At 68.9% G+C, this 12033-nt stretch carries 10 protein-coding genes; 5 read left to right on the top strand and 5 right to left on the bottom strand.

Features of this window, described 5'->3' with window-relative positions; all coding sequences use genetic code 11:
- Positions 1-13: 13 nt before the first annotated feature.
- Positions 14-622 (bottom strand): TetR/AcrR family transcriptional regulator, encoded by a 609-nt coding sequence (locus P5P27_RS05100; protein ID WP_006897226.1) that lies wholly within the window; start codon positions 620-622, stop codon positions 14-16.
- Positions 623-743: 121 nt separating this feature from the next.
- On the opposite strand from P5P27_RS05100, the gene P5P27_RS05095 reads away from it, so the two are divergent.
- On the top strand, positions 744-2081 hold the full coding sequence (locus tag P5P27_RS05095) for a cytochrome P450 (RefSeq protein ID WP_278126700.1): 1338 nt from the start codon (positions 744-746) through the stop codon (positions 2079-2081).
- Positions 2082-2161: 80 nt separating this feature from the next.
- Positions 2162-2497 carry a PASTA domain-containing protein gene (locus P5P27_RS05090; RefSeq protein ID WP_278126699.1) on the top strand — a complete coding sequence of 112 codons (336 nt, stop codon included), beginning with the start codon at positions 2162-2164 and terminating at the stop codon, positions 2495-2497.
- A gap of 80 nt (positions 2498-2577) precedes the next feature.
- Here P5P27_RS05090 and P5P27_RS05085 read toward each other — a convergent pair whose 3' ends face one another.
- Entirely contained in the window at positions 2578-2748 is a 171-nt protein-coding gene (locus P5P27_RS05085; RefSeq protein WP_278126696.1) for a hypothetical protein, read from the bottom strand.
- A gap of 304 nt (positions 2749-3052) precedes the next feature.
- On the opposite strand from P5P27_RS05085, the gene P5P27_RS05080 reads away from it, so the two are divergent.
- On the top strand, positions 3053-3517 hold the full coding sequence (locus P5P27_RS05080) for a tRNA (cytidine(34)-2'-O)-methyltransferase (protein WP_006897221.1): 465 nt from the start codon (positions 3053-3055) through the stop codon (positions 3515-3517).
- 37 nt (positions 3518-3554) lie between these two features.
- Here P5P27_RS05080 and P5P27_RS05075 read toward each other — a convergent pair whose 3' ends face one another.
- Positions 3555-4619, bottom strand: coding sequence for a citrate synthase (locus P5P27_RS05075; protein ID WP_278126694.1), 1065 nt, complete (start codon positions 4617-4619; stop codon positions 3555-3557).
- Between the two features lie 54 nt (positions 4620-4673).
- Between P5P27_RS05075 and P5P27_RS05070 the strand changes: the two genes are divergently transcribed.
- Entirely contained in the window at positions 4674-5828 is a 1155-nt protein-coding gene (locus P5P27_RS05070) for a citrate/2-methylcitrate synthase (RefSeq protein WP_278126692.1), read from the top strand.
- Here P5P27_RS05070 and nagB read toward each other — a convergent pair.
- Together nagB and P5P27_RS05060 are read right to left on the bottom strand one after the other, a co-directional pair.
- The gene (nagB, locus tag P5P27_RS05065; RefSeq protein ID WP_278126691.1) at positions 5825-6574 is read right to left on the bottom strand and encodes a glucosamine-6-phosphate deaminase; all 750 of its coding nucleotides are present in this window, start codon (positions 6572-6574) and stop codon (positions 5825-5827) included. The genes P5P27_RS05070 and nagB overlap by 4 nt on opposite strands.
- 75 nt (positions 6575-6649) lie before the next feature.
- A complete protein-coding gene (locus P5P27_RS05060; RefSeq protein ID WP_278126689.1) occupies positions 6650-9940 on the bottom strand; it encodes an error-prone DNA polymerase in 3291 nt (1096 codons plus the stop codon).
- 146 nt (positions 9941-10086) lie between these two features.
- Here P5P27_RS05060 and P5P27_RS05055 point away from each other — a divergent pair, with 146 nt between their 5' ends.
- Positions 10087-12006, top strand: a complete 1920-nt coding sequence (locus P5P27_RS05055) for an SDR family oxidoreductase (RefSeq protein ID WP_278126687.1) — start codon at positions 10087-10089, stop codon at positions 12004-12006.
- Positions 12007-12033: the final 27 nt, after the last annotated feature.

Raw genomic sequence — 12033 nt, 5'->3', positions numbered from 1 at the left:
TCGCGCGTACCCCCTAGTCGACGGCGCGCGCAGCGGCCGTGCCGCCGACCAGTGCGACGCACGCCGCCACCGCCGGCTCCTCGAGCGAGCTCAGCGGAAGGCCGCGTTCGATCGTCGATGCCGCGAGTTCCCGAATGCCTCCCCAGACGATCACCGCGGTCTCGCGAGACATCGGCGGGATGCCCGCGGCGTGGAACCGGTCCGTGCCGGTCAGGCGTGCCATCAGAGCCGTGAACGCCTCCAGCGAAGCGAGCTGCACCGCACGGGCCGCGTCACCGAGAGCCGGCAGTTCCCGAATCCAGCTGCGCGTGGTGCCGGGATTCGATTCACACACCGTGATGTAGGCGTGCACCGCCTGTCGCACCTGCGCCGGCCACGCGGACGCCGGGTCGACGGCCGTCTCGATTGCCGCCAGCAGTTCTACGTTGACGGCGCCCAGCAGTTCTACGTAGCACTCCTGCTTGTCTGCGAACTCGGCGTAGAAGGAACGTTTCGACGTGCGTGCCACACGCACGATGTCGGCGATGGTGGTCGCTTGGTAGCCGCGATCGGTCAGGCACTGGCGCATCGCGTCGAGCAGCCGTCCGCGGACGGTCGGGCTCTCCTGCGCTGTCGTCGGCATCTCCCACCTCACGGGTCCCCTTGGCAAGTTCGGTACTTCATCGTACCGTTGGTACTGACTGGTACCAGAGCGGACGCGGGCCGCGTTCCGCCGGTGCCCGCTCCCGAGAAAGGACGATGTCGTGGATCTCCAAGTCTCCGATCCGGAACGCACTCGCGCCGACGGGCCGCACCGTCTTCCACCCGGCCCTCGACTGCCGCGCGCGGTGCAGGGTGCCGGATTCCTCGTCGACCGACGTCGATCCCTGCGCTGGATCGCGCACCGCTACGGCGACGCCGCCGCGCTGTCCCTTCCGTTCTTCGGCGAGACCGTGCTGATCAGCGATCCGGCGATGGCCAAGCAACTGTGCATGGCGAAGTCGGACACCGTCGTCAACGTCCGGCCCAACCTCGGGCGCACTCTGGGCCGCGGTTCGATGTTCGCACTCGACGGCGACGAGTACCGGCGCCGACGGCGTCTGCTCACTCCGCCGCTGCACGGGCGGCGAATCAAGGAGTACGAGGCGATCGTCGCGCAGGAGTTCGCCTCGGAGGCGTCGCGCTGGCCGGTCGGACGTCCCTTCGCGACGCTCGAGCCGATGATGCGGATCACGCTGAACGTCATCCTCCGCGCGGTGTTCGGGGCGCAGGGCAGCGGACTCGACGCGCTTGCCGACCTCATGCCTTCGTTGGTGACGAACGGGTCGCGGCTCGCCACGCTTCCCGAACTGCCGCGGTTGGGAGGAAAGGCCAACCCGCGCAACCGATTCGACGCCGAGCGAGCCGAGTACGACGCAGTCATCTCGCCGTTGATCACTCAGGCCCGCGCTGACGCCCACCTCGCCGAGCGCAACGACATCCTCGCGCTGATGGTGCAGAGCAGCTACGACGACGGCACAGTCATGTCCGACGCGGAGATCCGCGACGAACTGCTGACCCTGCTCGCCGCCGGTCATGAGACCACCGCGACCACGCTCGCGTGGGCGATGGAGCGTCTGAGCCGGCACCCGCGGATTCTCGCCGACCTCGCGGCCGAGGCGCGGTCGGAGGAGAACGCACTCCGGATCGCGACGATCCACGAGGTCCAGCGGAGCCGGCCGGTGATCGACCTGTTCGGCAGACACGTCATCGCCGAGGACGGTCTCGAACTCGGCGACTACCGAATCCCCAAGGGATACAACGCGGTGGTGGCCATCTCACTGCTGCACGACGACAGCCGGCAGTTCGCCGACCCGGCACGGTTCGACCCGCAGCGCTTCGTCGACGCGAAGCCCGGGCAGGCGTGGCTGCCCTTCGGCGGCGGCACCCGGCGCTGCATCGGAGCAGCGTTCGCGCACATGGAGATGGATGTGGTGCTCCGAGAACTGCTGCGCACGTTCACCGTCCAGCCGACCGCAGCGAAGGGCGAACGCTGGCACTCCCGAGGCGTCGCGTACGCGCCCGCACGAGGCGGGCGCGTGGTGCTGTCGCGACGAATCTGAGGCGGCGGACGCGGGGTGGTTCCCCGCCGCCGGCCGATATGAGTCGGTATCGTCCCATTCATCAGAATGAGAGGCGCCCCATGTTTCGCTCTGTGACCGGTGTTGTTGCGGCAGTCGTCGCAGCCGGCCTGCTCGTCGGCTGTTCCACAGGCGACGTCTCCGCCGGAGGCGCGACGTCGCCGGAGACGACCGAGATGAATACTCAGCACCCTGCGGCGCCAGTCAGCTCGCCCGCGAACGCGATCATGCCGAACGTCGTGTGCATGAACCTCCAAGAGGCTCAGAACGAGATCCAGCGCGCCGGTGTCTTCTACTCGCGAAGCAACGACGCCACCGGCAGGGGCCGGCACCAGATCCGCGACCGGAACTGGGTGGTCGTCGCTCAGACTCCGTCCCCCCGGGACGCCGATCGGTGAGGGCGACGCCGTTCTGTCGGTCGTCAAGATCGGCGAGCCCAGCCTGTGCTGAACCGCCCGGTACCTGCCGCGAACAGAGGTCAGGCGGCGGCCATCTGCTGCGACCGCGCGACGGCGAGGAACTCCTCGACCGTCACGTAGAAGCCGGTGGCGTCGTCGATCTGAAACCAGACGGTCTGCTTCGGATCGAGCCCGGCCCGTCCCGCGATCGAGGTGATGGTGGTGGTGTTGTTGTCGATAGTGCTGTTCATGTGATGCCTCCTGGCATTCGGGTAGATGGCAACGGCTCACGCCGTCGCGGGAGATGTCATGGGTCTGGGGGCTCCGATATCGGCCCAGTCACGGACTTCATGAGGCTCTCGTGGTTCGGCTGCATCGATGCGCCGATCCTTGACCCAGAGTTCCTCGGGAGATTCGCGGATCGCTTCCGGCGGACCGTGAGAGGGTCTACGCCAGCGAATCGCGGATACAACATCCTCGCACATTCATTCGAGACGCGTCAAGCGCCCGTCCCTCGACTCCGGCTTCCGAGGTGCCGGAGCATAGGATCCTCGTGTGTTCCGAATCGTCTACTACCAGCCCTGCATCCCTCCGAACACCGGCAATGCGATTCGGATCGCGGCCAACACGGGCTGCGAACTGCACCTCATCGAGCCGCTCGGGTTCACCATGACCGATGCCCAGGTGCGCCGTGCCGGTCTCGACTACCACGAGATGGCCAATGTGACCGTCCACCCGGACCTGGACACCGCGTGGGAACGGCTCGCTCCCCGACGGGTGTTCGCCTTCACCGCCCACGCCACCCGCTTCTACACCGACGTCGCCTACGAGACCGGCGATGTGCTGTTGTTCGGACCGGAACCCACGGGACTGCCCGACGAGGTCCTCGCCGATCCGCGGATCACCGACCGGCTGCGCATCCCGATGCTGGAGGGGCGGCGTTCGATGAACCTGGCGAATGCCACCAGCGTCGCGCTGTACGAGGCGTGGCGTCAGCACGGGTTCGACGGCGCGGTGTGACGCCGGTGACGAGGTCGCGTCCGGCACGTCCCACTCGTCACCCCGTCCTGCTGCCTCGCCACCGCAGCGGCGCCTCGCCGTACTCCTCGACCGCGTGCGCGGCCATCCCGACCGTCCGCCCGTACTGAAACAGCACCTCCCCCGACCGCACCGGGAGCCCCAGCTCGTGGGTGACGACAGCACCGGCGAAGTCGATGTTCATCGGCCGCCCCACCCGGCGGGCGATCGACTCGGCCGCAGCCAGGGCCTGCGAGTCGGGCCGGTCGGCCCGGACACGGTCGAGCACGATCCGCGCCCGCGGATCCACCCCGGTGTAGATCACGTGCCCGAACCCCGGCACACGGCCTCCGACTACCGCGTCGGCCAGCGCGCGATCGACTGCCGTCCCGCCGACCACCGCGTCGAGCAGCACCCGGGCAGTGGCCGGCGCCCCACCGTGCAGCGGACCCGACAGCGCCGCGTATCCGGCGAGCAGCGCGTCGAACACCCCGGCGCGTGCCGACGCCGCGACCCGGGCCGCCGTCGTCGACGCGGCGAGCCCGTTGTCGATCAGGACGGTCGCGAGCAGGTCGATCCACGGGTGCGTGAAGTCGATTTCGGGCACTGATGCGGCAAGACGCGGAAGCAGTCCCACGACGCGGTCGCCGATGTCCGACAGATCGGCCCGCAGCGGGTCGGCCGCGGCGATCAACGCCACCGTCAACGGGATGCGGCGCTCGACGGGCACGCCCGACACCACGGAACCGTCGACGTCGGGCGGGGTCACGGCCGACGAGGCTCCGAGGACCAACTTCGCCGCCCCCGCGAAATCGGTCTCCGCGCACAGTTCGGCGAGATCACGGCCCCGCAGGTACAGGCGGTCGTCGCGGATCGCGGACACGCCGCTGGCGACGGCGCGGAACCGCAGCAGTCGGTCGCCCGCCCGGCGTCCGTCGTGCTTGGCGGCGGCCAGGGAGTCGATCTGCGTGCGGTCGAACAGCGATTCCGACTGGCCCGGCATCCGCCGCGAGGACAGGACGCCGCGACTGACGTACGAGTACAGCGTCCCGCGCTTGACTCCGAGCCGAGCCGCCGCCTCCGACGTGGTGATCCACTGGTCCACGGGTTGATTCAATCAACATTGCAGATGTTGATCAATGGGCGCAGACTCGGCCGCATGACTCAGAGCACGCCCATCACCGTTCCCCGCGGACTGAAGAATGTGATCGTCACCGACACGGCCATCGGCGACGTCCGCGGCGAGGAGGGCTTCTACCACTACCGGCAGTACGACGCGACGGAGCTGGCGCGCACGGCGCGCTTCGAGGACGTCTGGCATCTGATGATCTACGGCGAGCTTCCCGACGCCGCGGCGTCGGAGCGGTTCGCGCGCCGCATCGGTGAACTCCGCGTCCTCGACGGCACCACCGTCGATCTGCTGCGCAGCGTCGTCACCCCCGACGTGGAGCCGTTGGCGGCATTGCGCGTGGCACTGGCGACGGCGGGGATCACCGAACGCCCGCTGTTCGACCTGCCCGAAGCCGACCGCATCCACGCCGCGCTGCGCTACGCGGCCATCGCTCCCACCGTGATCGCCGCCGCGCACCGGCTCGCGCGCGGACTCGACGTCGTCGACGCCGACCCCGCCGCCGGACACGCGGCCGACTACCTGCGGATGGCGACCGGGAACACCGCCGACGACGCCGTCAGCGCCCTGCAGACCTACCTCGTGACCACCATCGACCACGGCTTCAACGCCTCGACGTTCGCCGGGCGCGTGGTCGCCTCATCGGGGTCGGACATGACCTCGTCGATCCTGGGCGCGCTCGGTGCGTTTCTCGGCCCGCTGCACGGCGGCGCGCCCGGACGGGCGCTGGCGGCGCTCGAGGAGATCGGCGATCCGTCGAACACCCGGGACTGGGTGCGGGGAAAGGTGGCCGGCGGCGAGGTCATCATGGGCTTCGGTCATGCCGTCTACCGCACGCACGACCCCCGCGCCGAACTGCTGAAAGAGGTGGTCACCACGCGCTACGACTCTCCCCTGGTCCGGCAGGCGGCCGCGGTGGAGGCCGAGATCGAAACCGCGATCAACGAACTCAAGCCCGGTCGGCGGCTGTACGCGAACGTCGAGTTCTACGCCGGTGTGCTGATGAGCGAGGTCGGTCTGCCGCCGGAGATGTTCACGCCGACCTTCGGCGTCGCGCGAATCGTCGGCTGGACCGCGAACATCCTCGAACAGGCCGCCGAGCGCAAGATCATCCGTCCGGTGGCCCGCTACGTGGGACCGGAGCCGAGCCGCACCGCGAGTTCGCGAACCACTGCGGACGCCTAAGGCTTGTGGGCGTAGACGTACATGTAGTAGTCGGCGTCGGCCAGCTTGCTCGCGGCCGCGGGATCGATCACCACCGTCGCGTGACGATGCCACTGGAGGATCGATGCCGGGCACGACGCCGACAGCGGTCCCTCCACCGCCGCCGCGATCGCGTCCGCCTTGCCCTCGCCGGTGGCGACCAGCGCGAGCCGTTCGGCATCGCAGATGGTGCCGAGCCCCTGGGTGATCACGTGCATCGGCACTTCGTCGAACGAGTCGAAGAATCGGGCGTTGTCCTGCCTGGTCTTCTCGGTCAGCGTCTTGATCCGGGTGCGTGAGGTCAGTGACGACGACGGTTCGTTGAATCCGATGTGCCCATTGCTGCCGATGCCGAGGATCTGCACGTCCACCGGGCCGAGGCGGCCGATGAGCGCGTCGTAGGCTTCGGCGGCGGCCTTGAAATCGGGAGCCATGCCGTCCGGCGAGTGCACCGTGCCGATGTCGATGTGATCGGTGAAGTTGTCGCGGATGAACCGGGCGTACGACTCCGGGTGCGTGGGCGGAAGCCCGACGTACTCGTCGAGCAGTACCGCGTCGACGCCCGCGAACGACAGCCCGTTCTCACGGTGCCTGCGGATCAGCTCGGTGTAGGTGGCCAGCGGCGACGATCCGGTCGCGAGGCCGAGCGTCGATGCACCGCCTTCGATCGCCTCGGCGATGATGTCGGCCATCACCAGCTCCGGACGATCGACGATCACGACCTCCATGCGTCTCCCCGCTCTCTGTGCGCCTCCGTCGTCACCGCGACGATATCCCGATTCGGCCGGTGGTGCGGCGAGTCGTCAGCACCAGTCCCGAGACCGCGTTCCCACTTTCAGATCCAGTCGCTGCAGCCGATCGGCGACGACGGTCACCGCTCCCTCCGCGTTCTGCACCCGGCCCCGGATCAGCAACGCCGACGCCGTCTGCGCCAGTGACCGATAGCGTGCCCACAACCCCACCGAACACACCACGTTCACCATGCCGGTCTCGTCTTCGAGGTTCACGAACGTGACACCCGAAGCGGTGGCCGGCCGCTGCCGATGCGTCACCGCTCCCCCGACCAGCACCCGGCTGCCGTCGGCCACCGACAGCAGCCGGGCGGCCGGGACCACACCCATCGCATCGAGCCGGGGCCGCAGGTATTCGGTGGGATAGGACTTGGGTGAGATGCCGGTGGAGAGCGCGTCGACGGCCGTGAGTTCCACCTCCGACATGCCGGGCAGCGTCGGGGTCGCCCGCGGTGGCGGCACGTCGAGCTGGTCTTCGCGCAGTCCCGAGGCGGCACCGGCCTCCCACAGCGCCTGTCTGCGATCCAGACCGAGGCTCTCGAACGCGCCCGCGGTCGCGAGAGCCTCCAGCTGCGCCGTCGTCGCATTCACACGCCGGGACAGATCCGCCACCGAGACGAACGGACCGCCGCAGGTCCGCTCCTCGACGATCCTCGTCGCGAGGTCGTCGGACAGTCCGCGCACCGCACTCAGGCCGATCCGCACGTCGAGCCCGTCGTTCTCCAGACTCGCGTGGGAGAGCGAGGAGTTCACATCTGGTCGGTGCACCTGGACGCCGTGCCGCCGGGCATCGGCGACCAGCGACTGCGGCGAGTAGAAGCCCATCGGCTGGGCGCGCAGCAGCGCCGCGCAGAAGGCCGCCGGATGATGGAGTTTGAACCACGCGGAGTAGAAGACCAGCGACGCGAAACTCTGTGAATGACTCTCCGGGAAACCGAAATTCGCGAACGCGGCCATCTTCTCGTAGATGCGGTCGGCGAGGTCGCCGGTGATGCCGTGTCTCTCGCGCATCCCGTCGTAGAACCGTGTGCGGAGCCGCTGCATCTTCTCCGGCGACCGTTTGGATCCCATCGCACGACGCAACTGGTCGGCCTCCGCGGCGCCGAAACCCGCGACATCGCGCGCCACCTGCATCAGCTGCTCCTGGAACAGTGGAATGCCGAGGGTGCGCCCGAGTGCGTCCTCCATCGACGGATGATCGCAGTGCGGCTCCTCCAGCCCGTTGCGCCGGCGGATGTACGGATGCACCGAACCGCCCTGGATCGGCCCCGGCCGGATCAGCGCCACCTCGACGACGAGGTCATAGAAGTTCCGCGGTTTCAGCCGCGGCAGGGTCGCCATCTGCGCCCGTGACTCCACCTGGAAGACGCCGACCGAATCGGCGCGGCACAGCATGTCGTAGACGGCCTCCTCGGTCAGGTCGAGCCGTGCCAGATCCACCCGCACGCCCTTGTGCTCGGCGACGAGATCGATCATGTAGTGCAGTGCCGACAGCATGCCCAGGCCCAGCAGATCGAACTTCACCAAGCCGACCGCCGCGCAGTCGTCCTTGTCCCACTGCAGGATGCTGCGGTTCTCCATCCGGGCCCATTCGGTGGGGCAGACGTCGGCGATCGGCCTGTCGCAGATCACCATTCCGCCCGAGTGAATCCCCAGATGTCTCGGCAGCGAGGAGATCTGCGCGGCGAGCTCGCGGACGTCGTCGGGCGCGGAGTCGGGGATCTTGCTCCAGGCGTCCTGCTGTCCGGGGGCGTACCCGAGCGCCCGGGCCATATCGCGCACGGCCGACCGCCCGCGGTAGGTGATGACATTGGCGACCTGTGCGCTGTGACTGCGCCCGTGCTTGGCGTAGACGTGCTGGATCGCCTCCTCACGGCGGTCGGACTCGATGTCGACGTCGATGTCCGGCGGACCGTCCCGCTCGGGTGAGAGGAATCGCTCGAACAGCAGATGGTTGGCGACCGGGTCGACGTTGGTGATCCCGAGCGCGTAGCAGACCGCCGAGTTCGCCGCGCTGCCCCGGCCCTGACACAGGATGTCGTTGTCCTTGCAGAACGAGACGATGTCGTGCACCACGAGGAAGTAGCCGGGGAAGGTCAGCGTCTCGATGATCGCCAGCTCGTGGTCGATCTGCCGGTACGCGTCGGGACGCTGCTCCCTGGTGCCGTAACGCTCGCGGGCTCCCCGTTCGGTGAGTGCGCGGAGCCAACTGGCCTCGGTGTGGCCGTCGGGGACGTCGAAGGGCGGCAGGTTCGGGGCGATCAGCCCGAGCGAGAAGGCGCATTCCTCCGCGAAGGCGACGGCGTTGTCGATGGCTTCACGGTGGGCGGGCATCAGCCGGAGCATCTCGTCTCCGCTGCGCAGGTGCGCCCCGCCCACCCCGGGCATCCAGCCGTCGATGGTCGCGATATCGGTCCGGGCGCGCACCGCCGCCATCGCCGTCGCGAGTCGGCCGTTCTCCGGCGCGGCGAAGTGCGCGCCGGTGGTCGCGACTGTCGGCACCCGATGGGATGCGGCCAGTGACGCCAGAATCGCATTGCGTTCGTCGTCGTCCGACCCGGCACCGGGGCTCAGCTCGACGGCGACGTTCCCGGCCCCGAAACGGTCGATCATCGTCCCGAGCGCGGTGTCGGCGGCCCGCCGGCCGCCGCGGTCGAGCGCCCGGCGCACCGCACCCTTGCGGCACCCGGTCAGAACCAGCCAGTCGCCGTCGGCGGCGTACTCGGTGATCGCGTCGGCGTCGTAGCGCAACAGCCCCTTCTCGCCACCGCTCATATGCGCGTCGGCGATGACGCGGGAGAGCCGGCGGTAGCCCTCGGCGCGGCGTGCGAGGACCAACAGGTGCTCCCCCGGCGGGTCCACCGCACCGGCGCGGGCACTGTCTCGCTGCAGCGAGAGTTCGGCGCCGAACACCGTCGGCATGCCGAACTCGCGGGCCGCTTCGGCGAATCGGACGACACCGTAGAAGCCGTCGTGATCGGTCAGCGCGAGCCCGCGCAGCCCCAGCCGCTGCGCCTCCTCGACCATGGCCTCGGGCATCGACGCGCCGTCGAGGAAGCTGTAGGCACTGTGCGCGTGCAGCTCGGCGTACGGCACCGTCGATGCGCCGAACTCGATGTCGGTGGCCTGGTACGGGCCCCGCTTACGCGACCATGCCGGCGAATCGCCGCCGTCCCCCGGCGGCCCCGCGCCGTTGAACGTGGGCGGAAACGTCTCACCGAGCCGGTCGCCGCGCGCAGGCGCACGCCCCGACAGCACTCGCTCCATCTCCGACCAGGTCGGAGGCCCGTTGTTCCATCCCACACACCGATGATAGAACATATGTTCGACATCTGCCTTGCCGTGGCCCGCCCCGGCCACACCCCAAACGCGTGCCAGAGACCGGACCGACGCACGAATTACCGCTGTCAATCATTCACATCGGTATCTCTCTGTGAGACTCTGGGCCGGTGACGAGCTATTTCGTGACCGGCGGCAGCGGCTTCATCGGCCGTCGAGTCGTCGCGCGCCTGCTGGCCCGCGACGAGCAGGCCCGGGTGTACGCGCTCGTGCGCACCGGATCACTGCAGCGATTCGCCGCCGCCATGGAGAGGATCGACGGCGGCGACCGCGTCGTCGCCGTCGCCGGCGACCTCACACACGAAGGCCTCGGCCTGCACGGATCCGACGTCGACGAGGTCGACCACGTGATCCACCTGGCCGCACTGCACGACCTCACCGCCGAGGAGGCCGACCTGCGGGCGGTCAACGTCGACGGCACCCGCAGGGTCGCCGAGTTCGCTCTCGCCCGCGGCGCGCTCCTGCACCATCTCTCCTCGATCGCGGTGGCCGGCGACCATCGCGGCGACTTCACCGAGACCGACTTCGACCTCGGCCAAGGCCTGCCGACCGAATGCCACCGCACCGTGTTCGACGCCGAACGCGTCGTGCGGGAGACCGAGGGTCTGCGCTGGCGGGTGTATCGGCCGTCGGCCGTCGTCGGAGACTCCGTCACCGGACAGGTCGACAGGGCCGACGGCCCCTACTACTTCTTCGGTCACCTCGCCGTGCTCAGTCAGCTGCCCTCGTTCCTGCCGCTGCCGATCCCCGATCCGGGGCCCCTCAACGTCGTCCCCGTCGACTTCGTCGCCGAGGCGATGGTTGCGCTGACCGATGTGCAGGACGGCCGGAGCGGGCTCGTGTTCCATCTCGCCGACCCCGACCCACGCTCGATCACCGACCTGTTCAACGCCCTGTCACCGGCCTTCGACGGACCGTGGGCCTTCACCGCACTGCCTTCGGGGCTGGTGAGGCCGATGCTGGCCGCCAGCGGTCGCGGACTGCTGCGGCCCGGCCGCGACCTGATCGCCGAACAGACCGGCGTCCCACCCGCGATCCTCGACGTCGCCTCCCTTCCCGTGGTGTTCCGCAGCGACGCGACCGCCGCCGAACTCGACACGCTCGGTGTGAGACTGCCCGACCTGGACGAGTACGCACCCCGACTGTGGCGGTACTGGTACGAGAATCTCGATCCGGCCCGTCACCGCCGGAACGATTCGCGGGGCCCGCTGGTCGGCAAGAACATCTTGATCACCGGGGCGTCGTCGGGAATCGGCCGCGCGACCGCCCGCATGTGCGTGCGCCGCGGCGCCAACGTCTTCCTGGTGGCCCGCGACGCCGATCGGCTGATCGAGACCGCCGCCGAACTCGACGCGGAGGTTCCCAAACCCGGGCTGCCCGTCGGACGCGCGTACGCCTATCCCGTCGACATCACCGACGAGGCCGCGGTGCAGACCCTTGTGAAGTCGGTGATCTGCGAGCACGGCCATGTGGACGTGCTGGTCAACAACGCAGGCCGGTCCATCCGACGGGCGACCGCGAACGCGGTGACCAGGTCGCACGACTATCACCGGATGATGGCCGTCAACTACTTCGGCGCCGTCTATCTCACGCTCGCCCTGCTGCCGCACATGATCGAGCGGCAGTCCGGACACATCGTCAACGTGTCCTCGATCGAAGTCCAAAGCCGCGCACCGCGATTCGGCGCGTACGCCGCGTCGAAGGCCGCACTGGAGGCGTTCAGCGACGCCACCGGTGCCGAGACCCTCTCCGATCACGTCACGTTCAGCAATGTGCGCATCCCGTTGACCCGAACGCGGATGATCGTTCCGACCAACGCCTACGACAGCGCTCGGGGGATCTGGAGCGTCGACAAGGCCGCCCACCGGGTGCTGCACGCGATCGTCGAGCGCCCCAAGCGGGTGAACACGCTACTCGGCGACCTCATCGATTTCGGTCATCACGCCGCACCGCGGCTCACCAACCGACTGCTCCATCAGGACTTCCTTCTGCATGAGGAGTCCGACGCCGCGCTCGGCCGCACCGGCTGACGACGAAAGCCGTCGTCCATGCCACCA

Source organism: Gordonia sihwensis (assembly GCF_029632925.1).
In the GTDB taxonomy this organism is placed as follows: Bacteria; Actinomycetota; Actinomycetes; order Mycobacteriales; family Mycobacteriaceae; genus Gordonia; species Gordonia sihwensis.
This window is presented reverse-complemented; position numbering and strand designations above follow the sequence as displayed.

Excerpts from the sequence above, each read along its gene's own strand:
- P5P27_RS05100 (WP_006897226.1), bottom strand. The coding sequence starts at position 622 with ATGCCGACGACAGCGCAGGAGAGCCCGACCGTCCGCGGACGGCTGCTC.
- P5P27_RS05070 (WP_278126692.1), top strand. The coding sequence starts at position 4,674 with ATGACTCAGAGCACGCCCATCACCGTTCCCCGCGGACTGAAGAATGTG.
- P5P27_RS05090 (WP_278126699.1), top strand. The coding sequence starts at position 2,162 with ATGTTTCGCTCTGTGACCGGTGTTGTTGCGGCAGTCGTCGCAGCCGGC.
- P5P27_RS05085 (WP_278126696.1), bottom strand. The coding sequence starts at position 2,748 with ATGAACAGCACTATCGACAACAACACCACCACCATCACCTCGATCGCG.
- nagB (WP_278126691.1), bottom strand. The coding sequence starts at position 6,574 with ATGGAGGTCGTGATCGTCGATCGTCCGGAGCTGGTGATGGCCGACATC.